Here is a 26432-nt window from a genome sequence, read left to right as displayed (position 1 = left end):
CGTCTTGGTCAATTCGCACAGGCCAGACCGGGCGGGCGGGTGTGACCGACCAAGTGAGCCGTGACAACCGCACTCACCTTCTCCGGCACGCTGTAAAGTGCGCTGATGATCGCGACCGCACCGAAGCCCGACCGGTGCGGCGCGCCGGAACTTCGTTGACAGCCAGGAGCATGAGTTCATGACAGAAGCCGCCGCACCGGCCACTACGGCGGATGCTGAGTTGAGCGCGCTGGGCACGCCGCTGCGCAAGTTCCGCTTCGCCGCCGCGGGCGAGGGGAACAAGCAGGAGGGCGGCGCGCGCAAGTTCATCCAAACGGCGCAGCAGGCCGAGGAATACGGTTACGACACCTTCGTGGTGCCCGATCACCTCGGTGACCAGATCGGCCCGATCGCCGCGCTCGGCGCGCTGAGTCAGGCCACCGAGCGGATCCGGCTCGGAACCTCGGTGCTGGCCAACCCATTCCGCCACCCGGTGGTGCTGGCCAAGGATCTGGCCACCATCGACGTGCTGTCGAAGGGCCGGCTCGAGGTCGGCATCGGCGCGGGCTGGAAGCAGGACGAATTCGCGGCCGCCGGAATCGAATACGAGCGGCCGGGGGTGCGGCTCGAACGACTGGACGAGGCGCTGACGATCCTGGACGTGCTGCTGCGCGGCCAGGAATGCAATTTCGACGGCAAGCACTACCAGGTGCACGGCATCAAGGGCACCCCGAGGCCTCGGCAGGGTCCGCGCCCGCCGATCTGCACCGGCGGCGGCGGTCCGCGCATGCTGCGCCTGGCGGCCAAGCACGCCGACATCATCTCCGTCGTTCCGGTGACGACCCAGAACGGCAAGGGTTTGCTCTCCAGCATCACCATCGATAAGGCCATCGAGAAGGTCAACCTGATCAAGGAGGCCGCGGGGGACCGGTTCGCCGAGATCGAGCTGAACTGGGCCATCACCGCGGTCGTCATCACCGACGATCGGGAGAAGACCGCGGAGATGGCGCTCAACGCGTTGGATAGGGGCCTTTCGCCCCTGCTCGAGGTCGACGTCAAGCTCTCGGTCGAAGACATCCTCGCCTCCCCCTATGTGGCGATCGGTTCATTCGAGGAGATCGCCGAGCACATCAAGCGTGTGCGGCAACTCACGTCGATGTCGTATGTGGGTGTGTTCCCAACGCAAATGGATGCTTTCGCGGGTGTGATCCCCCTGCTGCGGGACGAGTGATCCGCTGTTCTCTGTAACATGACTGAGGTTTGAGAACATCTAGCCGATAGCGGTCACCGCGCAGACCGCATTAATCTGCGAGCCTGCTCACGTATTTTGGAGCACCCGCGGGCGATAGCGAGTCGGGGCCTCACAGGTAACAAGCGGCGATGTCGCCGTATTGCTGCGATGTGCCTCGGAGGAGAAGAAGAAGGAATGGAAGAGACTTTCGACGACTACCTGGACGAACACGGGAACATCCGGATTCCCGAAGGTCGCACCCTGGTCGATCACGTCGAGAAGCACACTCGCAACGACGCGAATACGTTGGCGTACCGCTACATCGACTACTCGCGTGAGCGCGACGGCGAGGTGCACGAGCTCACTTGGCAACAGTTCGGGGTCCGGCTGCGCGCGGTGGCCGCTCGACTGCAGCAGGTGACCAACCCGGGCGACCGGGTCGCGATCCTGGCGCCGCAGGGTCTGGACTACGTGGTTTCCTTCTTCGCCGCGATATACGCGGGCACCATCTCGGTGCCGCTGTTCGACCCGGACGAGCCCGGCCACACCGATCGCCTGCACGCGGTGCTCGGCGACTGCGAACCGGCGGCCATCCTCACCGCGAGCTCCTCCGCGGCGGGTGTGCGCCAGTTCTTCCGTTCGCTGCCCGCGCAGCAGCGTCCGCGCATCATCGCGGTGGACGCCATCCCGGACAGCGTCGGCGACACCTGGGTGCGGCCCGATATCGCCATCGACGATATCGCCTACCTGCAGTACACCTCGGGCTCCACCCGGGTTCCGGCCGGTGTGGAGATCACCCACCGGGCCGTCGGCACGAACCTGCTGCAGATGGTCGACGCGATCAACCTGGACTGGAATTCGCGCGGCGTCACCTGGCTGCCGCTGTTCCACGACATGGGTCTGCTGACGGTGATCCTGCCCGCGGTCGGCGGCAAGTACATCACCATCATGTCGCCGAGCGCGTTCGTCAGACGACCGTACCGATGGATCAAGGAACTGGCCGCGGTCTCCGACGGCGCCGGAACCTTCGCCGCCGCACCGAATTTCGCATTCGAACACGCCGCGGCGCGCGGTCTGCCCAAACCGGGGGAATCGCTCGACCTCTCCAATGTCATCGGCCTGATCAACGGCTCCGAGCCGGTGACCACCTCGTCGATGAAGAAGTTCAACGAGGCCTTCGCGCCGTACGGCCTGCCCAAGACGGCGATCAAACCCTGCTACGGCATGGCCGAGGCCACCCTCTTCGTCTCCGCGACCAAGGCCGAGGACGAGGCCAAGGTCACCTATGTGGACCGCGTCGAGCTCAACGCGGGCCGGATGGTGCCGGTCGAGCCCTCGGCCGAAAATGCCATCGCACAGGTGAGCTGCGGTTATGTCGCGCTTTCGCAGTGGGCCGTGATCGTCGATCCGGAGTCGGTGGAGACCGGCGGCCGCGAGGTGCCGGACGGGCACGTCGGCGAGATCTGGCTGCACGGCAACAATATGGGCATCGGCTACTGGGGTCGCCCGGACGAGACCGCCAAAACCTTCCACAACCGGGTCGTGCACCGGCTGCCCGCCAACAGCCACGCGGAAGGCGCTGATCCGGAAGCGAATTGGATGCGCACCGGCGACTACGGCGTCTACCACGACGGCGAGCTGTACATCACCGGCCGGGTGAAAGACCTGGTGATCGTCGACGGCCGCAACCACTACCCGCAGGATCTCGAGTTCTCCGCGCAGGAGGCGAGCAAGGCGCTGCGGCCCGGATTCGTCGCCGCGTTCTCGGTGCCCGCGAATCAGTTGCCCGCCCTCGTTTTCGAACAGGGCAGCCACTCGGGCCTGAAATTCGATGCAGACGACGCCTCCGAACAGCTGGTGATCGTCGCCGAGCGCGGACCGGGCGCGGGCAAGGCCGACCCGCTGCCGATCGCCGACGCGGTGCGCGCGGCCATCTCCCAGCGACACGGCGTCACCGTGCGCGACGTACTGTTGGTGCCCGCCGGCTCGATTCCGCGGACCTCCAGCGGCAAGATCGCCCGGCGCGCCTGCAAGACTGCTTACTTGGAGGGGACGCTGCGCGGTGGTTACACCCAGCAGTCGTTCCCCGATGCACCCGAGGAGTGAACCAGCAAGGGCTGGCTCGACACTTATCCGCCGAGCGTCAGTTCCACGGCGCGGCCGGTACGCAGACAGGTAGCTTGAGGAATTGATGGCTGACAACGAGGGCACGCCCCAGACCGAAATCGTTCCCGCCGCCGCTGATGCGGTCGTGGCGGGAACGTCCGACTTCCTTGTCGGCAACGAGGCGCTGAAAACCGGTGCCACCACGGGTATTTCCGTGTCCGAATTGCGTGAGTGGATGCGCCGGTGGATCGCCGACGCGACCGCGCAGCCGCTCGAGCAGATCACGGTCGACCGGCCGATGGAGGAATTCGGCCTGGCCTCCCGGGATATGCTCGCGCTCGGCGGCGACCTCGAGGACGTCACCGGCGTCGTCGTCACCGCGACCGTCGCATACCAGCATCCGACCATCGCGGCGCTGGCGGAGCGGATCATCAACGGTGAGCCGGAGGTGCCGGAGGAGTCCGCGGACGACGCCTTCTACGCGTCGTACACGCCGGGCGAGGCGCACGATATCGCCATCGTCGGTCTGTCCACCCGGTTGCCGGGTGCGGGCGATACGCCGGAGTCGACGTGGGAGTTCCTGATCAATCGCGGTGATGCGATTCGGGAGCGGCCGGAGGGGCGCTGGTCGGAATTCACCAGCGAGCCCGAGGTGGCCAAGGCCGTCGATGAGGCGAACACTCTGGGTGGGTACCTCGATCAGGAGGTGCTGAAGGGCTTCGACGCGGAGTTCTTCGCCATGTCGCCGATCGAGGTGGAGCGGGTCGATCCGCAGCAGCGGCTGATGATGGAGCTCACCTGGGAGGCGTTGGAGCACGCCAGGATTCCGGCGAGCCAGCTGCGTGGTCAGCCGGTCGGTGTCTTCATCGGATCGACCAGTAATGAATTCCAGCTGATCGCCGCGATGGGTCTGGGCAACAACGATCCGAAAGCGCCGTCTTCGGCGGAGGCGTACGGAATTCTCGGCAGCGTCAGCAGCCTCATCGCGAACCGCGTCTCCTACTTCTTCGATTTCCGTGGCCCGTCGGTGACCCTCGATACCGCGTGCTCCTCGACGCTGGTCGCCGTGCATCAGGGTGTGCAGGCGCTGCGTGCTGGCGAGGCCGACCTGGCCGTGGCTGGTGGTATCAACCTGATCCTCTCGCCGATGGCGACTCTCGGCTTCGACCGGAACGGCGCGGTCGCGAAGAACGGCCGGATCAAGGCGTTCTCCGCCGACGCCGACGGCATGGTGCGGTCCGAGGGCGCGGGCATGGTGGTGCTCAAGCGGCTCGTCGACGCCGAGCGCGACGGTGACCGAATCATGGGCGTCATCAAGGGTTCCGCGGTCAACAACGACGGCCGGTCCAACGGCATCATCGCGCCGAATCCGGTGGCGCAGGCCGAGGTGCTGCGCAAGGCGTACCGGGACGCGGGCATCAAGCCGTCGACGGTCGACTACATCGAGGCACATGGCACCGGCACCCCGATCGGCGACCCGATCGAGGCCGAGGCGCTCGGCAAGGTGGTCGGCCGCGGCCGCGACGACGACAAGCCCGCGCTGCTCGGCTCGGCGAAGACGAACTTCGGACATCTGGAATCCGGCGCGGGCGCGGCCAGCTTGGCCAAGGTGCTGATGGCGTTCCAGCACAACATCATTCCGCCGAATCTCAACTACGTCGGCCCGAGTCCGCATATTCCGTTCGAGCAGTCGCATCTGCAGGTGGTCACCGAGCCGACCGAGTTCCCGCGCTACAGCGGTGTTGCGACCGTTGGTATTTCGGGCTTCGGCTTCGGCGGTACCAATGCGCACGTCGTGGTGCAGGAATACGTGCCGACGCCGGTTGTGCCCGAGGTCTCGGCCGATGCCGATGGCGATATCGAGACCACCGATGTGGTCGCCGAGGCGGAAGCCATTGTGGCGCAGCCGGAACCGGAGTGGTCGGCCGAGCGCACCGAGCCGCTGCCGGTGATCATCGCGGTATCCGGCTACCTGCCGTCGCGCCGCCGTCGCGCCGCCGCCGAACTGGCCGACTGGCTGGAAAGCGAAGCGGGACAGGCGACTCCGCTGGCGGATGTGGCGCGGTCGCTGGCCAAGCGCAGCCACTGGCGTTCGCGCGGCGTCGTGCTGGCGCAGACGCATGCGGAGGCCATCGCCGGATTGCGTGCCATCGCGGCCGGTAAGCCGGGCACCGGCGTATTCACCGCCGACTCGCCCGCTACCCTCGGCCCGGTGTGGGTGCTCGCCGGATTCGGCGCGCAGCACCGCAAGATGGGCAAGCAGCTCTACCAAGAGAATTCGATCTTCCGCAAGGCCGTCGACGAGGTCGACGAGCTGGTGCAGGACGAGGCGGGCTACTCGATCCGGGAAATGTTCCTGGACGACGCACAGGACTACAACGTCGGCACCTCGCAGGTCGGCATCTTCACCATCCAGATCGGCCTTGCCGCGGTGCTGCGCGCGCACGGTGCGGAACCCGAAGCGGTGGTCGGCCATTCGATGGGCGAGGTCGCGGGTGCGTATCTCGCGGGCGGACTGAACCTGGAGGACGCCGTTCGCGTCATCTGTGCGCGTTCGCGCCTGATGGGCGAGGGCGAGGCGATGATCTCCGACGCCGACGTGCGGAATATGGCGATCGTCGAGCTCAGCGCCGCCGATATCGAGCAGCTGCTCACGGATTACCCGGAGGTCGAGACCGCGGTATTCGCCGCGCCGACCAACACCGTGATCGGCGGGCCCAAGGATCAGGTCGAGGCGATCGTCGCGCAGGTCGAGGCGGCGGGCAAATTCGCGCGCATCCTGCCGACCCGCGGCGCGGGCCACACCTCGCAGATGGATCCGCTGCTGGGTGAGCTGGCCGCCGAGCTGGCGGGTATCGAGCCGAGCAAGCTGAAGGCCGGCCTGTACTCGACGGTCAACAAGGAAGAGTTCTACCGGCCCGGCCACGACCCGGTGCACAACGAGGACTACTGGGTCAAGAACATGCGCCACGCGGTGTACTTCACCAACGCGGTGAAGCTCGCCGTCGACACCGGGTACACCACCTTCCTGGAGCTGGCCCCGAATTCCGTTGCGCTGATGCAGGTTCTGGGCACCACCTACGCGGCCGGACTGCACGACGCGCAGCTGATCCCGACCCTGAAGCGCAAGGAGGACGAGTCGGCGGGCGTCATCGCCGCGCTGGCCCAGCTGTACGTGCACGGCCACAAGGTGGACCTGCCGTCGCTGCTGCCCGCGGGCGAATACGCCGACATTCCGCGAACCACGTTCCTGCGCAAGGAATTCTGGCCGAAGGTGCGGATGTCCAGCAGTGGCAGCGCCCGGGTGCCCGGCTCGCATGTCGCGCTGCCGGACGGACGCCACGTCTGGGAGGTGCAGGCCGCGGCGGTGATCGATGCGGCCGAGCTGGTGAAAGCGGCTGCGGCGCAGGTGCTCAGCGATGTTTCGCTCGGCGCGTCGATCCCGCATGCGGCGGTTCCCGGCGCCGGGACGCTGACCACCACGCTCACCCCGCATCCGGGTGGTGCCTCGGTGCAGGTGCATGCCAAGGAGGGCAACGCTTTCCGGCTGCTGCTCGACGCCGTGGTCAGTTCCGGTGCACCGCTGCCCGAACCCGTTGTGGCGCAAGCTGTTCCGGCGGTCGAGGAACAGGCGGCCGATCTGGAGGTCGTCGAAACCTTCGGTGATCGCTGGGATCCGAACGGCAGCCAGACCCTGGAGGCCCGGCTCGCGCTGATCGTCGCCGAATCCATGGGCTACGCGGTCGAGGATCTGCCGATGGAGATCCCGCTGATGGAGCTCGGCCTGGATTCGCTGATGGCCATGCGCATCAAGAACCGGGTCGAATACGAATTCGATATCCCGCAGCTGCAGATCTCCGCCGTGCGCGACGCGAACCTGACCGAGGTCGGCAAGGTGCTGCGCTACGCCGTCGACCACCGCGACGAGGTCCAGGCCATGGCCGATAAGCAGGCCTCGGGCGAGGCCGGGGAGCTCGGTGCGGGTGGCGATTTCGTCACCGCGGCCCGGGCGGCGCTCGCGGCGGGCGAGGATCCGGCGGCCGCGGTTAAGGATGCGGCAGGGGTTGCCGAAAGCGTTGCGGATTCGCAGGCGACTGCGGGTTCGGCGGCTGAGTCGAATACCGATGGTGCCGAAGCGGTTTCGGCTGCGGCGGCAACCGGCGCCGGGTCGGACGCTTCGTCCGCGGCTGAGGTTGCGGGGGCTACCGCACCGGCAGCTTCGCCCGCGGCGCAGGCGGTTTCGCCGGAGGCGGGGCAGTCGGAGCCCGTCGCGGCCGCGACGCCGCTGCCCATCGAGGCGGCCGCGGTCTTCGCCGACGCCGAATCACTCAACGACGACGACAATGTGCCGCCGCGCGATGCGGCCGAGCGGTTGGCGTTCGGTACCTGGGCGGTGGTCACCGGTAAGTCGGCGGGTGGGATCTTCAATACGCTGCCGATTCTCGAGGAGGAGGTCGCCGAGAAGTTGGCGGCCCGACTCACCGAGCGGGTGGGTGCCGAGATCACGGTTGACGATGTGCTCGACTCGGAGACCATCGAGGAGCTGGCCAACGTCGTTCGCGAATTGCAGGACAGCGGTGCCGATCTGGATGGCTTCATCCGTCCGCTGCGGCCACGGGCCGAGGGTTCGAATGCGGTGCCGGTCTTCGTCTTTCACCCGGCGGGCGGCAACACCCTGGTCTACGAGCCGCTGTTGAAGCGATTGCCCGCGAGCACCCCGATGTACGGCTTCGAGCGTGTCGAGGGTTCCATCGAGGAACGGGCTCGCCAATACCTGCCGGAGCTGCGCAAGATTCAGGGCGATGGCCCGTACGTGCTGTACGGCTGGTCGCTCGGTGCGGTGCTCGCGCTGCAGGTCGGTCAGTTGCTGCGGGCCGAGGGCGCGACGGTCGAGTTCGTCGGTCTGATCGATCTGGCCAGGACGGTCGAGGACGAGGACAACAGTCCGGAAGAGCGGATCCGCCGCATCGAGCGCTACCAGGCCTTCGCCAAGAAGACCTATGGCGTGCAGGGCGAATTGGATCGGGAAACGCTGGAAAAACTGGCAGCCGCCGACGACGCCCAGCAGTTCAAGATGATCAGCGATCTGATCAAGATGAGCGATGCGAAGATCCCGGGCGGCGTGCTCGAGCATCAGAAGACGTCGTGGGTCGAAAACCGTGCGCTGCAACAGGTTCGGCCGAGTCGCTACGACGGCAATGTCGTGCTCTACCTCGCGGACCGCTATCACGACGGTGCGATCGAGCTCGAGCCGCGTTTCGCCCACCGGCGACCCAACGGTGGCTGGGACGAATACATCGAGAACCTCGAAATCATCCACATCCCAGGCGATCACCTCCAGATCGTCGACGAACCGCGCGTCGCCAGAATCGGCGCCGACCTGACCGCCAAGCTGGCGGAAATCGAGGCGAAAGGGGCCAAGTGAGCACCACTGCCGAGAAACTCGCCGATCTGCGAAAGCGCCTCGAGTTAGCGCAGGAGCCGGCGGGTGAAGCGGGGGTAGCCAAGCGGGCGAAGAAGGGTATTCCCAGCGCCCGCGACCGGATCAATATGCTGCTGGATCCCGGCACCTTCGTGGAAATCGGTGCGCTGGTGCGTAAGCCCGGTGATCCGTCGGCGCTGTACGGCGACGGCGTTGTCACCGGGCACGGTCTGGTCGACGGCCGTCCGGTCGCGGTGTTCTCCCACGATCAGACCGTGTACGGCGGTTCGGTCGGTGAGATGTTCGGCCGCAAGGTCGCCGGGATCATGGAGTACGCGGCGCGGGTCGGCTGCCCGGTGGTCGGCATCAACGATTCGGGTGGCGCCCGGGTGCAGGAGGCGGTCACGTCGCTGGCCTGGTATGCCGAGCTGGGTCGCCGTCAGGAACCGCTATCCGGTCTGGTGCCGCAGATTTCGATGATCCTCGGCAAATGCGCGGGTGGCGCGGTGTACGCCCCGATCAACACCGATGTGGTGGTGGCGACCGAGGAGGCGTACATGTTCGTCACCGGTCCCAAGGTGATTCGCGAGGTCACCGGCGAGGATGTGAGCCTGGAGGAGCTCGGCGGCGCGCAGAGTCAGGCCGAGTACGGCAATATCCACCATGTCGCCAAGGATGAACAGGCGGCGTTCGAGTGGGTGCGCGACTATCTGAGCTATCTGCCCACCAGCTGCCAGGAATTGGCGCCGATTGTCAATCCGGGTCTGGAGCCGGAGATCACCGAGAGCGATCTGGAGCTGAATTCGCTTGTGCCGGACTCGGATAACGCCGGGTACGACATGCACGACATCCTGCTGCGCATCTTCGACGACGGCGCCTTCCACGAGGTCGGCGCCTCGGCGGGCCGCAATATAATCACCGGATTCGCGCGGGTGGACGGCCGCAGCGTCGGCGTGGTGGCGAATCAGCCGATGGTGTACGCGGGTGCGCTCGATGCCAGGGCCTCGGATAAGGCGGCGCATTTCGTGCGGCTGTGCGACGCGTTCGAGATTCCGCTGGTGTTCGTCGTCGATACGCCCGGCTTCCTACCCGGGGTAGAACAGGAGAAGATCGGCGTCATCAAACGCGGTGGCCGGTTCCTGTTCTCCTTCGTCGAGGCGACGGTGCCGAAGGTGACCGTGGTGATCCGCAAGTCGTACGGCGGCGGTTACGCCGTGATGGGTTCGAAACAGCTCGGCGCGGACGTGAATTTGGCGTGGCCCACCGCGCGCATCGCGGTGATGGGCGCGGAGAGCGCTGTCAGCCTGATCGGCGGCAAGCAAATCGAGGCCGCTCCCGAGGAGCAGCGGGCGGCCATGCGCCAGCAGATGATCGACTTCTACAACGCCACCATGGCGACGCCGTGGGTCGCGGCCGAACGCGGCTATATCGATGCTGTCATCGAACCGTCGGCGACCAGGCTGGAGCTGCGCCGCGCCCTGAAGTTGTTGCGCGACAAGCAGCTTGCGCGCAACCCGCGCAAGCACCACCTGCTGCCGCTCTAGGGATTGCGATCGGGCCGTAACCCGGTGCGGTACGGCCCGATTCGCGAATTCTCAGGCGAGCGAAGCGGATTCGATGACGACGTTATCGACCGGAACGTCCTGGTGCATACCCGCGGAAGAGGTGGCGACGCCGGCGATCTTGTCGACCACCTCGCTGCCCTCCGTCACGGTGCCGAACACCGCGTAACCCCAGCCGGACGGGGTCGGCGCGGAGTGGTTCAGGAAATCGTTGTCGGCGACGTTGATGAAGAACTGCGCGGTGGCCGAGTGCGGGTCGTTGGTGCGCGCCATCGCGACGGTGTACTTGTTGTTCTTCAGGCCGTTGTTGGCCTCGTTCTGAATCGGGGCCTGGGTGCCCTTCTGCTTCATCTCCGGGGTGAAGCCGCCGCCCTGAATCATGAAGCCCGGGATGACGCGGTGGAAGATGGTGCCGCTGTAATGGCCGGAGTTCACGTAGTCCACGAAGTTGCGCACGGTGTTGGGCGCCTTCGCGTCGTCCAGATCCAGGACGATTTTTCCGTAGTTCGTCTCGAGATTCACCTTGGTCATATCTCTACCCTTTCATGCCGGTCTGTTATCGACCCAGCGAAGTCTCGTTTGGCGTCCCTCTGCTGGGGAGCTATGAGCGGGGTCGTGCGCAAACCCTTCGCGGCGAAGCCACGGTGATCAAATCCACCAGCTAGCATTGCCAATCGTGCCCGACGCCGCTACTGCTGTCTTGACCAAGCCGGAGCCCGCTGCCGCGGTCGCTCCGCGCGATTTTCATATCGCGCGTCTGATCGCGCTCATCGCGGGGGTTTTGGGGGCGCTGTTCGCGCTGGCGACACCGTTCCTTCCGGTGACGCAGACGACGGCGGTACTGAACTGGCCGCAGGACGGCAAGCTCGGAAATCTGCAGGCGCCGCTCATGTCGCAGGTGCCGATCGATCTGCGGGCCACCATTCCGTGCTCGGCCGTCGCCCAGCTGCCGCCGCAGGGCGGCATGCTGCTGGCCACCGCGCCGCCGCAGGGCGATCGGGCCGCGCTGGAGGCGATGTTCGTCCGGGTGACGGATACCGCGGTGGATGTGCTCGACCGCAATGCGGTGGTGGCGACGGCGCCGCGCGATCGGATGGGCGAATGTTCGTCGATCGTCATCTCCTCGGATATCAATCGCACGACCGCGGCGTTCGAGGGCCTCAACAACGAGAAGGGCGACCCGATCGAGGGTCAGCTGGTGCCGGATCTGCGCCCGCAGGTGGTCGGCGTCTTCTCCGATCTGCAGGGCGCGGTGCCGCAGGGTCTGTCGTTCAAGATGACGGTGGACACCCGTTTCTCGTCGAGCCCGACCCTGATCAAGCTGGTCGCGATGATCGCGGCGGTGCTCGGCACGGTGATCGCGCTCGGCGCGCTGGCCAGGCTGGACAGCAGTGACGGCCGCGGCCACCGCCGGATCCTGCCGGCCAACTGGCTGAAGCCGACGTGGGCCGACGGCGGTGTGATCGGCATCCTGCTGCTGTGGCATTTCGTCGGTGCGAACACCTCCGACGACGGCTACATCCTGACCATGGTCCGGGTCGCGCCGCACGCGGGCTATATGGCCAACTACTTCCGCTGGTTCGGCGTGCCGGAGGCGCCGTTCGGCTGGTACTACTACGTGATTCAGGCGTTCGCGCAGATCTCCACGGCCAGCCCGTGGGTGCGCCTGCCCGCACTGTTCTGCGCCATCCTCTGCTGGATGGTGATCAGCCGCGAGGTGGTGCCGCGGCTCGGGCGCGGCGTGCGGCACAGCAAGGTGGCGCTGTGGACCGGCGGCCTGGTGTTCCTGGCCTTCTGGCTGCCCTACGACAACGGCCTGCGTTCCGAGCCGATCGTCGCGCTCGGCGCGCTGCTGACCTGGGTTTCCATCGAGCGGGCCATCGCGACCGGGCGGCTGCTGCCCGCCTCGGTGGCGGTGCTGTTCGCCGCGTTCACGCTGGCCGCGGCGCCGACCGGGTTGATGTGTGTGGCAGCGCTGCTCGCCGGTATCCGGCCCATGGTGCGGATCGTGGTGCGTAAGCGGCGGGAATTCCTGGCTCAGGGCTACGGGAAATGGGGTTCGACGCTGCCGCTGCTCGCGCCGATCCTGTCGGCGGGCGTGCTGGTGTTGATCGCGGTTTACACCGATCAGACCTTCGCCGGAATCCAGGAGGCGAACCGGGTCCGGCAGGCGACCGGTCCGAATCTGGCCTGGTACGAGGACTATCTGCGGTACTACTACCTGTTCGTCCAAACGGTCGACGGATCGCTGCCGCGCCGCTTCGCCTTCCTGATCATGCTGCTGTGCCTGTTCACCACCATGCTGGTGCTGTTGCGGCGCAGGCGGGTTCCCGGCATCGCCAGCGCGCCGACCTGGCGGTTGATGGGCGTGGTGTTCGGGACCATCTTCTTCATGATGTTCAACCCGACGAAGTGGACCCACCACTTCGGCGCGTACGCGGGCATTGCCGGATCGCTCGCCGCGGTGACCGCGGTCGCCGTTTCGGCGAGTGCGTTGCGGGCCAGGAAGAATCGCGCGATCTTCCTCGCCGGGTTGTTGTTCGTGCTCGCGTTGTCGTTCTCGGGTATCAACGGCTACTGGTACGTGTCCAGCTTCGGTGTGCCGTGGTACGACAAGCGCATCTCACTGCACGGCTACCAGTCGAATACGTTGATGCTGATCCTGTTCGGGCTGGCGCTGGTGCTGGTCGGCTGGTTCACGCTGCGCGAGGAGTATCTGCCGCCGGAGGCGTCGCCGAAATCCAAGCGCGGCAAGCGGATTCGCAAATTCGCCGCCGTGCCGCTGACCGTTGTCGCCGCGTTCATCGTCGCGGTCGAGGTGTTCTCGCTGGTGAAGGGCGCGGTCCATCAGTACCCCGCGTACTCGCTGGCGCGCTCGAATTTCGATGCGCTGAAGGGCAATACGTGCGGTATCGCCAATGACGTGCTGGTCGAGCCGGACGTCAACGGGGGCAACCTCACTCCGATCGAGGATCCCGCGCATCCGAACAAGAACGGTGACCCGCTGGCCGGACCCGATCCGGTCGGCTTCGACCCGAACGGTGTGGCGAAGGATCTGTCCGCCGACAGCGTCGAGGTCAAGCCGGGTACCGGCAATACGTCCGCCCAGTCGGTCGGCGCGGCCTTCGAGAAGGGGCAGAACGCGGGCACCGGCGGCGGTGAGGGCGTGCGGGGCGTGAACGGCAGCACCGTCGCGCTGCCGTTCGGCCTCGATCCGGCGACGACGCCGGTGATGGGCAGCTACCAGAAAGGCGTTCAGCAGCCCGCGCACCTGACGTCCAGCTGGTATCAGCTGGCGCCGCGTTCGGCGGACAAGCCGCTGGTCGTCATCTCGGCGGCGGGCCGCATCCTGTCCATCGACGACACCGGCGATGTGCTGTACGGCCAGTCGCTGCTGGTCGAATACGGCAAGAAGCAGCCGGACGGCAGCGTCGAGAAGCTCGGCACCTATCTGCCGCGCGATATCGGCCCCGCACCGTCCTGGCGTAACCTGCGCGTCCCGCTCGACAAGATCGATCCGAGCGCCGACGCGGTGCGCATCGTCGCCAACGACCCGATCCTGATCGGTGATCAGTGGCTGGCGTTCACCGCACCGCGGATGCCGAAGCTGGTGTCGCTCAACAGCTTCCTGGGTTCGGAGCAGCCGATCCTGGAGGACTGGGCGGTGGGTCTGCAGTTCCCGTGCCAGCGGCCGCTCGGCCACAAGAACGGTGTCGCCGAGGTGCCGAACTACCGCATCCTGCCGGACCATCCGCTGGCCATCACCTCGACCAACACCTGGCAGGCCGAGGAATTCGGCGGTCTGAACGGTTGGGCGCAGATGTTGGCGCAGTCGGTGACGGTGCCGACCTATCTGAAGAACGACTGGGCCAGGGACTGGGGTTCGCTGGAGCGCTATGACCAGTACGCGGCCGCGACCCCGGCCAAGTTGGAGACCGGCACGGCCGAGCGCTGGGGTTGGTGGACGCCCGGCCGGCTGCGGGTTGGTTAACTCGAGATAGATTCGGCCCGATGCGAATTCGCATCGGGCTCGTCCGCCTCTCCGGGTATTTTCGCCGGTCGTCGGTGCCGCTGGATTCGGGCGCCGGGCCGGTGGTTCCGAATGACACCAGTTTTGGGCGTTCCCGGCGAGTTACCCATGTCCTCGCGAAATCAGTTGTCCTGTAGCGAAATTCGGGGCTACACCTTGGTCATGCGGCAGTGCAGTTCCCGCCGCAGTACCTCCTGATCGGGGAGGCGATTGAGCACACGAAGGATCGCAGGGCGCAATTCCCGCTGCTCCTCCTCGTTGAGCAGACCGACGAGATCGCGCAGATCCATGTCATCGAAGGCCGTCGTCATGGTGCCAGATTACGACGCTACTGGCGGGTCGGCAGCGTTTCGGATCACCGGTCACATGAAGGACAACCGTGTGTCCTGTGCAACTGCGAAAACGTACTGTTTCGCCCGTGTGGTTGACCTGGGCGTTCATCGTCCGGTCACAGTGACGAAACTACGTAAAACTTTGATGTTTAATGCCGCTGGTCGTATTCGTGGCGGGCGGCCAGCACGTCGTCCATTCGGGCCTCCGCCCACCCCTTGATAGCCGCCATTACCGGGCCGAGGCTGCGGCCCAACTCGGTCAGTTCGTAGTCGACGCGGACCGGGACGGCGGCGGTGATCCGGCGCTCGATCAGGCCGTCGCGTTCCAGGCCGCGCAGGGTTTGCGTGAGCATTTTCGGGCTCACGCCCGCGATGATCCTGGCCAGTTCGGCGTAGCGCAGCGGGCCGTCGGCGAGGGCGTTCAGCACCAGGCTCACCCATTTGTCGCTGATCCGGTCGAGCAGTTGACGGGCCGGGCATTCGGCCAGGTAGGCGTCGTACCGCTGTTTTTCCCGGTCACGGCGTTGCGCGGCGGTGGACGTCGGCATCTGCTCACCTCTCTGCCCGTTACGTACTTCTGGGTAACTACTACCCATTGGATAGTACAGCGGCTTAGGTTCGAGTGGACAGGAAGGAAAAGTCATGCGAGCAGTAGTCGTCCGGCGGCCCGGTCCGGAAGCCGTCGCCGAGGTCGTCGAGGTGCCGACGCCGGAGCCCGGTCGCGCCTCGGTGCGCATCAAAGTCGCTGCGGCAACGGTGAATCCGGTGGATCTGCTGGTGCGCGACGGGATCGGCGGCACCGCGTTCGCCGCGTCGCGCGAACAGTGGGGGCTCGGTTGGGATGTCGCGGGAGTCATCGACGCCGTCGGCGCCGACGTCACCGAATTCGTTGTGGGACAGCGGGTTATCGGCGTCAGCGACCGCCTCGACGTATCGTTGGCGGCGCAGGCGGACTATGTCGTGCTGGAGGCCGTCAATGTCGCGCCCGCACCTATCGGAGTGGATCCCGTTGCCGCGGCGACAATTCCGCTCAACGGGCTCACCGCGCTCCAGGGCCTGGCCGCCCTCGGCCTGCGGCCCGGCGACAGCCTGCTGGTCACCGGCGCGGCGGGCGCCGTCGGCGGCTATGCCGTCGAACTCGCCGCGGCACAGGGCATTCGGGTAATCGCCACAGCCGCCACCGCCGACGAACCAACCGTCCGAGCTCTGGGTGCAACCGATTTCATCCCCCGTGAAGCCGAACTACCCGACGCCGCCCGCGACCTCGTCCCCGGCGGCGTCGACGCCGCCTTCGACGCCGCCGCCCTCGGCCCCCAAACCCTCGCCGCCGTCCGAGGCGCAGGCAAATTCGTCTCCATCAACGTCGCCGCCACCCCAATCCCCTTGCGCGGCACCACCGTAACCACCACCCTGATCCGCGCCGACCGCCCCCAACTCGACAACTTGGTCACCCTCGCCGACGCAGGCAAGCTAACCCTCCGCGTCGCGGAAACCTACCCCCTGGAGGAGGTTGCCGTGGCACATAAACGCCTCCAAGCAGGCGGTATCCGAGGCCGCCTCGTCCTGGTGCCTTAGGCATCCCTCGGTATCGCAAATGATCACGCGCCACCACCGAGTTCGCGGCGCAGAACCTCCTCGGATCTGGTCGCGAAATCGGGGCCTGCCTCGATACTCCCGGCGAAGGACAAGCGTCGTTTCGGGGTTGCCGTGCGCTGGTCGGTGGACTGACCATGGCTGGCGACCAACCGCAGGACGACAGGACGAAGGTCCCGCTGCTCTTCATCGGTCAACAGCCGAACGAGCTCGGGCAGGTCCATCGGACCTACTTCACTCGGATTGGGGCGTCTTTGGCCCAGCCGGAACGGGTTTCGACGGTTACGGCGATTTGGGCCGGGGCGGCGTTCTTGGCGTAGGGGGTGAATTTTTCGAGGGAGCCCCAGTCGCGGGACCAGTTGTGGTCGAGGTAGGCGGGGACGGTTTGGGAGCGCAGGAGCAGGCCGGTCCAGCCGAGGGGGCCGCCGCCGATATCGTCTTGCCAGGCGTTGGCGGCGTCCTGGCCGACCCGGTCGGGGAGGATCCGCCACTTCGGGACCTCGGCGACGCCGTCGTGGTGGTTGAACGGACGCTGGCACGGGAAGGCGAGCCCGACGTGCCAGTCGAGCAGCACCGGATCGCCGGAGCCCTTCGGATCATCCGGTTTCACAACGGAATTCAGCGTCGCCAGGCGCGGCAGCCGGGGTGGGGTTACGGCCAGCCAGATCCGCGGGGTGATGTCGCGGTCCTCGGCGACGATGCGCACCGCGTTCACCTCGGCGGGCAGGCTGTCCAGCGGCACCCGCAGGTTGCGCCAGGACGGTGCGGGGCCGATATCCAGCGGCAGGATCGAGCCGAGGATGCGCACGGTGCCATCCGCGTCGCGGACGCCGTATTCGAGTTTCAGATCCGCGCCGTAGGTGCTCACCCCGTCGGAGTTGACGGAGTGGATGCGGCCCGCCGCCGTGATGGCGAGCACCTTGTACGCGGGATCGTTGCGCACGCTGTTCAGATCGAGGTGGTACCAGTGCGAGGTGAGGGTGGCGACCTTCTGCTCATCGGTCGTATAGCTGCCCATGACGGGCGTGCGGGCCGCGTCCAGCCCGAAGGGCAGCGCGACGGTGCTGCCGTTGATTCCGGCCTGGGTGGTGGTGCCGCCGCCGGTGCCCGCGCCGGTGGTGCGGGTGGTTTTGTTCTTGGAGTTGGAGTCGATCGAGTTGGCGCCGCCGGTGGCGGTCTCGTCGGCGTCGGCGGTCAGATCGGTCGCGACCCCGTTGGGCGTGAAACCCGTTGACTGCGCGGACAATCCGTCGGCGGGGGCGGCGTCGTACGGTGACAGCAGCGAGTCGGCGGTATCGGTTTCCACCAGGACCTCGTCGGCCAGCCCGCACGGTTTGCCCGCGATCGATTCGAAGTTCTGCTTGCCGACGGAGTAGGCCGGGTACTGGACGACCGCCGCCTTGGCCAGCGAGGCCACCTCGAACAGCACGAGCACGGCCGCGGCGATGGTCAGTGGCGCCGAGGCGAAACGGTCGAAACGCGTTGTGCCCTTTTCCCTGTCGTTGCGGTAGGGCTCGCGGTAGTGCTCCCACACCGCCCACAGCAGCGCGAGCCCGCTCAACCCGAGGAACAGGGTGGATACGCCCTTACCGGCGATCAGCGGCGCCTTGTCGAACCACGGCACGCCGTAGCTCGAGACGTACCACCACCCGTTGGGGCCGGTGAACGTCACCGCGAGCAGGAAGAGCACCGCGGCGGCGAACAGCGCCCGGTTGCGCGGCGAACGAATTCCGTCGCTGCCCACCGCGACAGCGGCGAGCGCCGCCAGCGATCCGGCCAGCCCGGCGTATACGCCGAAGTGGTGGGTCCACTTGGTCGGCGTGAACATCATCAAAATCAGTGAGGCGAAGACGATTCCGAGTATCCGCACCGACGGTCCGCGCGAGGTGCCGGGAATCCGGCTCTTGCGCAACACCTGCAGCACGCAGACCAGCAGGCACAGCAGCATGACGAGCACGCCGAAGCGCCGGGCCAGCGATCCGTCGGGGGAGAGCATCAGCAGCGAATCCCACCGCGTGCGTTCGTCGAACCAGGCCACATTCGGCCCGATGATCTTGCGCACCCGGGTGGCCTCCAGCACGGTGGCCAGCGTCTGATCCGCGAAAACCACCACGAGCACCAGGGTTCCGGCCGCCAGCCCCGGTGCGAGCAGCGCGGCATACCGGAAGATCGCGGGTCCGGACCCGAGGCGGGCCCGCTTGATGATGAGCTGCAGCACCGGCCGTGAACCCGCGATAAGCGCTGCGACACAGATCAATCCGGTCGGGCCTGCGGCCAGCGAGAAGGCGGCGATGAGCACCGCGGCCGCGGCGGGCAGCAGGCGGCCGGTGGCGATGGCGCGCTCGATGGCGCACCAGGTGAGCAGCGCGCCCGCGGCGATCAGCGGTTCCGGGCGCAGGCCGTTGTTGTACGGCAGCCAGAACGCCAGGAACACCAAACCCGCTGTCCAGAGCGCGATCCGGTTGCGCCGCACCCGAGCGCCCAAGCGCGGCAACACCTCCCGGCTGATCACCAGCCAGCAGGTGATGCCCGCGGCCAGCGCGGGCAGCCGCATCCACGGGCTGGCGTCGGTGATCCTGGTCATCCACGCCAGCACCTCGTACGACCAGCCGAATGGCGCCTCGGGCACCGCGAACCAGCGGTAGTAGTTCGACATATAGCCCGAAGGTTCGGAAACCCTGGCCATATTCAGGATGTAGCCGTCGTCGGAAGTATTGGCGCCGATGAAATGCCACAGCAGCAGCGTGCCGAGCACGACGGCGTCGCCGGCGGTGAACCGCCACCAGTGCGCAGGCAGGAAACGGCGGGCCCGGCGACCGTCGACGGTGTCCAGCAGATGCAGTGCGATCAGCGCGATGACGGTGCATACGCCCGCCGCGATCATGACCGCCAGCTTCAGCCAGGTCGGGGTGGAGGAGAAGCGCGAATCGATATCGATGTGCATGTTCGCGCCGGCGAGCTGATCGGACTTCAGATCGGTGAAGACGCCGACCACCTGCGGGCGGACATCCCGGGCGACGGTATTGCGGAATGCGGTGCCGTCCAACCGGTGTGCCCCGACGAATTCGACGGTGGTCGCGGCATCGGTGGAGCTGATGACGATCTGCTGGCAGCCCGCCAGCTCCGCGACCGGGGCGGAGAGCATCGGGATATCGCGCAGCAGCACCGACAGCGTGCCGTCGGCCACCGAAACCACCAGGCCCTTGGTGGCCGCCTGGCCGGAGGCCACCGGAACCGTCGAAACGACCGTCCCCGCCGACCCGATCGCGGGCAGCAGCGAGCACGGCAGCGTCGCGTCCAGCCGCAGCGGCACATAGGAGACCAGCGGCGCTGTCACGCTCGGATCGCCCGCCTGCGGCCAGTCCAGCGTCGCCCGGTCCTCGCGCACCGGCAGCAGCGGGGTCAGCAGCGCCAGCACGAAACCGAGTAAGCCGGTGACGATGGCGATCAGGCGGTTACGGGTGAACGCTCGATTTGCGGGGTCCGGTCGCACGGACGTTGATGCTATCCATCCGTCGCGGCGTTTCCCGCCAGCGCGGCGCATTTCGCGTTCAGCGGAGGTCGTCGACATCGCGGACCCTCGTCTCCCTGTCGCGGCGCATCCTGGCAGCTCGGCGCTCTACCGGACCGTGACCAGGGTGAACGGGCCGATATCGGTGACGGTGAAGCGCGGGTCGGTGAACAGTTTCTTCGGGAAGCTCACCGTGTAGCGCTCGACGTTCGGATCGTTGGGATAGACGTCCCTGGACAGTTTCAGGGTGTATTCGTCCCCGGCGCGGCGGAACAGGAAGGCGTCGGGCGCTCGCCACGGGCATTTGCCGAGCGCGTCGAGCAGTGCCGTGGACGAGTCGAGTTTGCTCCACCGCCCGATGGTGTCGGCGCGGGCGGCGAAATCGGCGAGGGGATTGGCGTAGTGCGAGGTCAGCGCCTGGAAGCCGTAGTAGGGATAGAAGGAGAGGAAGCTCGTATCCGCGGTCAGCACAACGGAATCCGCGCGCGGGCGGCCGGTCTGGGCCTGCAGCGCGGCATCGATCTGGCGGTAGAACCACACCGGCGACGGGTTGCGTTCGTCCGCACGGTCGCCGTTGCCGTCGGTGTCGGTGTACGCGACGGTGATCTCCGCGGTCAGCACCCGCGGAATGTTCTGGGAGAACGCCAGCGCGCCGAGGACGGCCAGGGCGGCGGCCACCGCGCGGAATCGGGGCGGTTCGTTCAGCGCCTGATAGATGGCGCGCGCGCCCTCCACGAAGCCGAATGCGCCCGCGGCGGCGAGCAACACCTGCAGGACGGGCTCGAGCCGGAAGGAGAGCAGGGTGGTGCCCGCCGCCGTCGCGACCATCGACAGCAGCGTCCACAGGTAGATCGCGACCACGCCGATGCCGAGCGACTGCGCCCGGCGCGACGAGCCCGCGCGCAGCACCAGCCATACCGTGCCGAGCAGGCACAGCGCGCCGAGCAGTGAGAAATCCACCATCGGCAGCGGGAGTTCGGCGCCTGATTCGGGCAGGTAGTGGAATGCCGAACCCTTGAATCGGGTGCCGCCGCCGAGCATTTTGAGCAGGAAGGGCACATACACGATCAACCCGATGAGCATCGCGATCGCGCCGATCACGATCAGCCGCAGGATCGGTTGCCCGGCCGCCTGCCAGATCGAGCCCGAATTCCCTTCGCGCCGAGCCTGATTCGCGACATACCTGGCCCGCACCGCCAGCCCGGCCGCGATGAGCGCCATCAATACGACGGCGAAGGCCGCGACCGCGGTGTACAGCGTGTAGAACGTGGCGGACAGGCCGATGAACAGGCCGGTCCCGACCACCGCGCCCCAACCGCCGGCGGTGCCGCTTACCGCATCGGTTGTAGATGAATTTACCTCTGCCGCAACATTTTCCATCTCGACCGAGACCGGATCGCGCCAAACCGACCGCTCCAGTGGCCGATACAGCGCCCCCCAAGCGAGCACCAGCACCGGAGGCAACAGGATGACCAGCACGGCGCTGTACGCCTCCGGCGCGGCATAGGCGACCGCGACCGCCGTGACGGCTGCGCTCACCGCGATGGCCCATTCCGCACGAATCAGCTTGGACCACAGCACATATCCGATGACCGACGCCACCGCGAGCGACCCGATCGCGTACGGTTTGAAGGCCTCCCAGCCCGGCATGCCCAACAGATTCGCGACCCGTCCACCGATCCAGAACCAGCCGGCCGGATAGAACGGAGGCAGATCCGCGTAGGTCATATCGTGCAGTGCCGCACTGTCGGTGAGCCGCGTCAGATATTCGGTCCGGAACTCCTGATCAACCGAAACCCCATACAGGTAGAGCTTCGTCGCCGCCAACGGCATGCCGAGCGTCACCGTGACGAACGTCGAAATCCCGCCCCACGTCAGCAGTTTCGCCACCCACGGCCATCGCCGCACCCGAGTCAACCAGATCGCGGCGATCACCAGCACCGCCGCGAAAACCTGCCCCACCGTCGTCAACGCCCGAGTCACATTGGAGGAGTTGAACGCGGGCCAGTGCACCATCGAAAACGCCGTCAGCCCAACCGCCGTCACCCCCACCGCGACAACCGCCGCCAGCACCGCCTCACCGAGCGCACCACCGACCTGCCGGGCCAACAGGGACGTCCGCCCTCGGACCGGAACCTGCTCGATCACGCGCACTCCGCCTCCGGATTACTCGACTGGTTGTTTCGCCGAGTCAGCCTAATAGGCACTACCGGACGGAGCCTTGTCCTCAGCACACACCGGGCCGCGTCACCGATGCCTGGCGAGTGCGTCTTCGCCAGGCACTAGCTCGAATCCATCGCAGTGTTTTGGCGCGATCTGCCGGAAATGCCGATGGTCCAGCGTCGCGATTCTGGCGATACCCAAGCGCTCCGCCACGGCGACGACCGATGCATCGGCTGCGCCGAGCGGGAAGTTGCCGTATTTGTCGACCAGATCCGCCATCCGGCCGTAATCGGCCGGAGTATGCGGTTCTACCCGAAGTTCCTCGGCCTCCAATGAGCGTAGGAAACGTGCCTCGATTTCGGATCCGAGTTTTGACAGCATGTAGCAGACCTCGGTCACAATCGTTGCCGGAACGATCAGCGGGCCGGGTTCGTTGCCGAGCATTGCGACAGATCGCATGATCGTGATCACGCCTATTAACGGCCGCCAAGAGCGGCCCGGTGTCGCAGACGATCATTCACGGCCGCCGAGTTCGCGCCAGAGAACCTCCTGGGAAGTGGCAGCGAAATCGGGCGCGGCTTCGGCTATACCTTCGAAGGACAGGCGACGCCTGGCGGGCGTCGCCTCTGACTTCGTTTCGACGAGGCGGCCATGGCTCGCGACGAGCCTGAGCACGACTGGACGAAGATCCTCCTGCTCTTCCTCGGTCAGTAGACCGACAAGCTCGCGGAAATTCATATGCTCGTAGGCCGCTGTCATGACCGCCAGGGTACCTCTGCCCTGATCAGATCGGCAGTTTGCGGAAGATCGGGCGGGGGACGTGGCGCAGGATCATCATCAGGAAGCGGATGGGGCCGGGGACCCAGATGAGCTCCTTACCCTTGTCGGAGGCCGAAACGGCAAGGGTCGCAACGTCTTCCTTGTTGACGGTGAGTCCGTTCTCCTTGGCGTGGGCGGACAGTTTGGTGCGCACCATGCCGGGGCGCACGACGAGCACCCGCGGGCCGAACGGCCGCAGCGCCTCGCCGAGGCCCAGGTAGAACCCGTCGAGTCCGGCCTTGGTCGAGCCGTAGACGAAGTTGAATCGGCGCACCCGCTCGCCGGACACCGAGGACATGGCGATGATCCGCCCGTAGCCCTGCGCCTTCATCTTCTCGCCGAGCAGCACGCCGACGGAAACCGCTGCGGTGTAATTGATTCCGGCCATCTGCACGGCCTTGCGCTGGTCCTGCCAGAACACCTCGCCGTCGCCGTCGATGCCGAAGGCGACGATGGCGACATCGACGTCACCGGCGGCCCACGCCTCGTCGATGACCTTCGGATGGCTTTCGGTGTCGAGCGCGTCGAAGTCGACGACCTGGACCTCGCTCGCCCCGGCCGCCTTCATCTGCGCGACGGCGTCCTCGCGCAGCGGGTCGCCGGGCAGCGCGGCCAGAATGATCCGCGCCGGACCCTTGCGCAGGTATTCGGCGCAGATCGCCAGACCGATTTCGGATGTGCCGCCCAGCAGCAGAATCGACTGGGGGTTGCCAACGGCATTGATCACTGAAGCTCCAGCCTTCTCGCCATGTCGGACATGAAAACGCCTGTGGGATCGACACTTCGGCGGACCTTGATCCACTCGTCGATCCGCGGGTACATCTGGTGGAAGGTTTCCGCGGTGGTCCGCGAATCCTTCGCGGTGTAGAGCCTGCCGCCGAATTCCAGTACGCGCCTGTCCAATCCGCTGACGAACTCGTTGAGTCCGGTCGTGATCGGGAAGTCGACGCAGATGTTCCAGCCCGGCATCGGGAAGCTCAGCGGCGCTTGGTTTCCCGGGCCGAACAGCTTGAAAACGTTGAGGAACGAATAGAATCCGGATCGCTGGATATCGACGATGATCCGCTTGAATTCGTCCACCGACTCCGGCGGCACCACGAACTGGTACTGCAGGAATCCCTTGTTGCCGTAAGCGCGGTTCCACTCCCCGAACATGTCGAGCGGGTGATAGAACTGCGTCAGGTTCTGCACCTTGCCGCGGTAGGTGCCCGACTTGCGGTACCAGAGCTCCCCGATCGGCGAGAACGTGTACTTGTTCGCCAGTCCGTTCGGGAAGACGTCCGGCAGCGTCAGGAAGGTCTTCCCGTTGAACCGCAGCGGATCCTTGCGCAACTTCTTCGGCAGCTGGTCGAGTTTGGCCAGGTTGCCGCGCGAGATGGCGGCCCGGCCCAGCTTGGGCGCCGGGCTGATCGCGTCGAACCAGGCCGAGCTGTATTCGTAGCGGTCCTCCGAGCCGTCGCTGTGGAAGGCGATGGTGTCGTCCAGCGTCGGCGTCACATCGCCGTCGGCGATGAAGTACGCGGTCTCAGTGGGCGTCATCTCGATGGTCGCGCGCAGGATGATGCCGGTGAGTCCGCAGCCGCCGACGGTGGCCCAGAACAGTTTGGCGTTGCGCTTCGGGGTGATGTGCTGCACCTGCCCGTCGGCGGTCAGCAGGTCGAGCGAGCGCACGTGGTTGCCGAAGCTGCCCGCGCTGTGGTGGTTCTTGCCGTGGATATCGGAGGCGATGGCACCGCCGACGGTGACCTGCCGGGTGCCCGGTAGCACCGGAACCCACAGGCCGAACGGGAGCGCCGCCTTCATCAGCTGGTCCAGGTTCACGCCCGCGTCCACGTCGACCAGGCGGGAATCGCGGTCGATGCGGTGGATCTTGTTCAGCGCGGTCATGTCGATGACCAGTCCGCCCGCGTTCTGGGCGTTGTCGCCGTAGGAGCGGGCCAGGCCGCGGGCGATAACGCCGCGACGCAGATGGACGGGCTTGGCGTCGTTGTCCTCGGCGACCATGGCGACGGCCTTGGCGATCAGCTCCGGATCGCTGGTCGAGAGCACTTCGGCGGTGGTTGGTGCGGTGCGACCCCAGCCCGTCAACGACCTGGCCTGCGTGGGCAGTGCGGACGTGCCCTCGGCGGCGGTGTCGGTTTCGGTGGGGGCCATCGAATGCCGCATCGCGGAGCGATCCGTTGAGGGGTCGGGCGACGGGCGGGCAGCTTTCGTGGACATCGGGATAGAGGCTACAGGTATGACGCGTTCTGGGGCCGCTCTCTACTGACTCCCCGGTATCGGATCCGCATCACACCCGGGGTCGGCGTTACGCTCGTCGGCGTGCCTGCCGAACCACATCTGCCGCTGCCGGTAGAACTGCCGCTGGTCGACGAGCCGGGCGGTACCGATGTCGATCTGAAAACGCAGATCATCCGGTTCGCGTTGACCGGTGGGTTCTCCGCGATCGTCGATTTCGGGCTGTACAGCCTGCTGTTCAACCTGATCGGGCTGCCGCGCGAGATCGCGAAGTCGATCAGCTTCATCGCGGGCACGACGACGGCCTATCTGATCAACCGCCGGTGGACGTTCAAGGCCGAGCCGAGCCGGGCCCGCTTCGTCGCGGTGGTGATCCTCTACGCCATCACCTTCGCCGTTCAGGTGGGTATCAACGCCGTGTTGTACGACACGTTGCCGCAGGCGTGGTGGCGGCAGATCTTCGCGTTCTGCGTCGCGCAGGGCACGGCGACGGTCATCAATTTCGTGGTGCAGCGCGCGGTGATCTTCAAGATCCATTGACGCCGCCGATCGAACGCGGGCCCCGGTGGCTCATGTGCGGCTGGTGACCGCCGCGGCGTCGTTGCAAGCACGTCGGCCGGTCGAGCATGAGGTCGGAGCCCGCGGACGGGTCTTATGGGGCCATGGCCGGCTCCGCTCGGCGCGCTTCGGCTTTCGCGCCGAAGTAGTCACCGCCCTTGGCTCGCGGACTGTCGGTGCCCCACTCGCGCGCCTCGCGGGTGGCCGGCACCAGATGCGGAATGTGCTTGCGGCAGTGGATATATGCCTCTTCCACATCCACCACCACCCAACGTTCGGCGATGCGGCCGCGCAGGCTGCGCCGCTCCGGCAGGCCGGGGACGCTGCGGCGCAGCGTCTCGTCCTCGATGATCCGGGCCGAGCCGTTGATATGCAGGCCGATCAGGTCCCGCACGAAATCGATGAGCAGGATGCCGACGTGCGGATTCTCCAGAATATTGCCGAGGCTCGCCATCACGCCGTTGCCGCGATATTCCGGATAGGCAATCGTGCGTTCGTCGATGACGTGCAGAAAGCCGGGTAGTCCGGCGCGGAAGCTTGCGTCGCATTCGCCGTGCTTGTCGGAGGTGGCGATGAAGGCCATATCCATCCGGGCGATGAAATCGATCATGGTGCGGTTCAGGTGATCGAGTACTTGGTCGTCGTAGAAGCGCTGGGCTCGGTCCTGCGAACCGTACCTGTCCTGCAGGTCGCGTTCGCCGTCACTGCCGCATCGCATACCGGGCATCGAGCCCCCTCGAGTAGCTGGAGTTCGGATACCGCCGATTCGCCATCGAACCGGCCGGTAAGCCGAATCCCGGTCCATTTTATTCGACTTTACGGAGCAAAGCTACGAAATCCATGTTGAGAATGCACCGAATGCTTTGTTAGCGCAAGGGATTCCGGATG

Annotated in this window: 18 protein-coding genes; 7 read left to right on the top strand and 11 right to left on the bottom strand. The window is 66.4% G+C overall.

The window, feature by feature from the left end:
- Positions 1-178 precede the first annotated feature (178 nt).
- From LGY53_RS40460 to LGY53_RS40445, 4 genes are all read left to right on the top strand, one after another.
- Entirely contained in the window at positions 179-1210 is a 1032-nt protein-coding gene (locus LGY53_RS40460) for an LLM class F420-dependent oxidoreductase (RefSeq protein WP_167471408.1), read from the top strand.
- A gap of 195 nt (positions 1211-1405) precedes the next feature.
- Positions 1406-3316 (top strand): long-chain-fatty-acid--AMP ligase FadD32, encoded by a 1911-nt coding sequence (fadD32, locus tag LGY53_RS40455; RefSeq protein ID WP_225731960.1) that lies wholly within the window; start codon positions 1406-1408, stop codon positions 3314-3316.
- Positions 3317-3401: 85 nt separating this feature from the next.
- Positions 3402-8741 carry a polyketide synthase Pks13 gene (gene pks13 / locus LGY53_RS40450; RefSeq protein ID WP_225731959.1) on the top strand — a complete coding sequence of 1780 codons (5340 nt, stop codon included), beginning with the start codon at positions 3402-3404 and terminating at the stop codon, positions 8739-8741.
- Positions 8738-10282: an acyl-CoA carboxylase subunit beta gene (locus LGY53_RS40445; RefSeq protein WP_225731958.1), complete on the top strand. Its 1545-nt coding sequence runs from the start codon at positions 8738-8740 to the stop codon at positions 10280-10282. Before pks13 ends, LGY53_RS40445 begins: the two co-directional genes overlap by 4 nt.
- 51 nt (positions 10283-10333) lie before the next feature.
- On the opposite strand, the gene LGY53_RS40440 is transcribed toward LGY53_RS40445, so the two are convergent.
- Positions 10334-10831 carry a peptidylprolyl isomerase gene (locus LGY53_RS40440; protein WP_225731957.1) on the bottom strand — a complete coding sequence of 166 codons (498 nt, stop codon included), beginning with the start codon at positions 10829-10831 and terminating at the stop codon, positions 10334-10336.
- 145 nt (positions 10832-10976) lie between these two features.
- Between LGY53_RS40440 and LGY53_RS40435 the strand changes: the two genes are divergently transcribed.
- Positions 10977-14291, top strand: a complete 3315-nt coding sequence (locus tag LGY53_RS40435; RefSeq protein ID WP_225731956.1) for an arabinosyltransferase domain-containing protein — start codon at positions 10977-10979, stop codon at positions 14289-14291.
- A 188-nt stretch (positions 14292-14479) separates the two neighbouring features.
- Here LGY53_RS40435 and LGY53_RS40430 read toward each other — a convergent pair whose 3' ends face one another.
- Together LGY53_RS40430 and LGY53_RS40425 are read right to left on the bottom strand one after the other, a co-directional pair.
- Positions 14480-14641, bottom strand: coding sequence for a hypothetical protein (locus tag LGY53_RS40430; protein ID WP_167471413.1), 162 nt, complete (start codon positions 14639-14641; stop codon positions 14480-14482).
- 170 nt (positions 14642-14811) lie between these two features.
- Entirely contained in the window at positions 14812-15210 is a 399-nt protein-coding gene (locus LGY53_RS40425) for a helix-turn-helix domain-containing protein (RefSeq protein WP_225731955.1), read from the bottom strand.
- Positions 15211-15304: 94 nt separating this feature from the next.
- Between LGY53_RS40425 and LGY53_RS40420 the strand changes: the two genes are divergently transcribed.
- Entirely contained in the window at positions 15305-16237 is a 933-nt protein-coding gene (locus tag LGY53_RS40420) for an NADP-dependent oxidoreductase (protein ID WP_225731954.1), read from the top strand.
- 23 nt (positions 16238-16260) lie between these two features.
- Here LGY53_RS40420 and LGY53_RS40415 read toward each other — a convergent pair whose 3' ends face one another.
- The 7 genes from LGY53_RS40415 to LGY53_RS40385 all read right to left on the bottom strand — a co-directional run bounded on the left by LGY53_RS40415 (position 16261) and on the right by LGY53_RS40385 (position 24902).
- Positions 16261-16479 carry a hypothetical protein gene (locus LGY53_RS40415; protein WP_225731953.1) on the bottom strand — a complete coding sequence of 73 codons (219 nt, stop codon included), beginning with the start codon at positions 16477-16479 and terminating at the stop codon, positions 16261-16263.
- 5 nt (positions 16480-16484) lie between these two features.
- Entirely contained in the window at positions 16485-19799 is a 3315-nt protein-coding gene (locus LGY53_RS40410; protein WP_225731992.1) for an arabinosyltransferase domain-containing protein, read from the bottom strand.
- A 75-nt stretch (positions 19800-19874) separates the two neighbouring features.
- A complete protein-coding gene (locus LGY53_RS40405; protein WP_255664917.1) occupies positions 19875-21875 on the bottom strand; it encodes a galactan 5-O-arabinofuranosyltransferase in 2001 nt (666 codons plus the stop codon).
- Positions 21876-22013: 138 nt separating this feature from the next.
- Positions 22014-22388: a type II toxin-antitoxin system VapC family toxin gene (locus LGY53_RS40400; RefSeq protein ID WP_225731951.1), complete on the bottom strand. Its 375-nt coding sequence runs from the start codon at positions 22386-22388 to the stop codon at positions 22014-22016.
- Between the two features lie 54 nt (positions 22389-22442).
- Complete coding sequence (locus LGY53_RS40395) at positions 22443-22688, bottom strand: hypothetical protein (RefSeq protein WP_225731950.1); 246 nt, start codon at positions 22686-22688, stop codon at positions 22443-22445.
- Between the two features lie 25 nt (positions 22689-22713).
- On the bottom strand, positions 22714-23475 hold the full coding sequence (locus tag LGY53_RS40390; protein ID WP_225731949.1) for a decaprenylphospho-beta-D-erythro-pentofuranosid-2-ulose 2-reductase: 762 nt from the start codon (positions 23473-23475) through the stop codon (positions 22714-22716).
- Positions 23472-24902, bottom strand: coding sequence for an FAD-binding oxidoreductase (locus tag LGY53_RS40385; RefSeq protein WP_225731991.1), 1431 nt, complete (start codon positions 24900-24902; stop codon positions 23472-23474). The genes LGY53_RS40390 and LGY53_RS40385 overlap by 4 nt, the downstream gene beginning before the upstream one ends.
- A gap of 168 nt (positions 24903-25070) precedes the next feature.
- On the opposite strand from LGY53_RS40385, the gene LGY53_RS40380 reads away from it, so the two are divergent.
- The gene (locus LGY53_RS40380) at positions 25071-25526 is read left to right on the top strand and encodes a GtrA family protein (RefSeq protein ID WP_275107005.1); all 456 of its coding nucleotides are present in this window, start codon (positions 25071-25073) and stop codon (positions 25524-25526) included.
- A gap of 112 nt (positions 25527-25638) precedes the next feature.
- Here LGY53_RS40380 and LGY53_RS40375 read toward each other — a convergent pair whose 3' ends face one another.
- Entirely contained in the window at positions 25639-26271 is a 633-nt protein-coding gene (locus LGY53_RS40375; RefSeq protein WP_225731948.1) for a pyridoxamine 5'-phosphate oxidase family protein, read from the bottom strand.
- Between the last annotated feature and the right edge of the window lie 161 nt (positions 26272-26432).

This window comes from Nocardia sp. JCM 34519.1, from assembly GCF_020361265.1.
Taxonomy (GTDB): Bacteria; Actinomycetota; Actinomycetes; order Mycobacteriales; family Mycobacteriaceae; genus Nocardia; species Nocardia arthritidis_A.
This window is presented reverse-complemented; position numbering and strand designations above follow the sequence as displayed.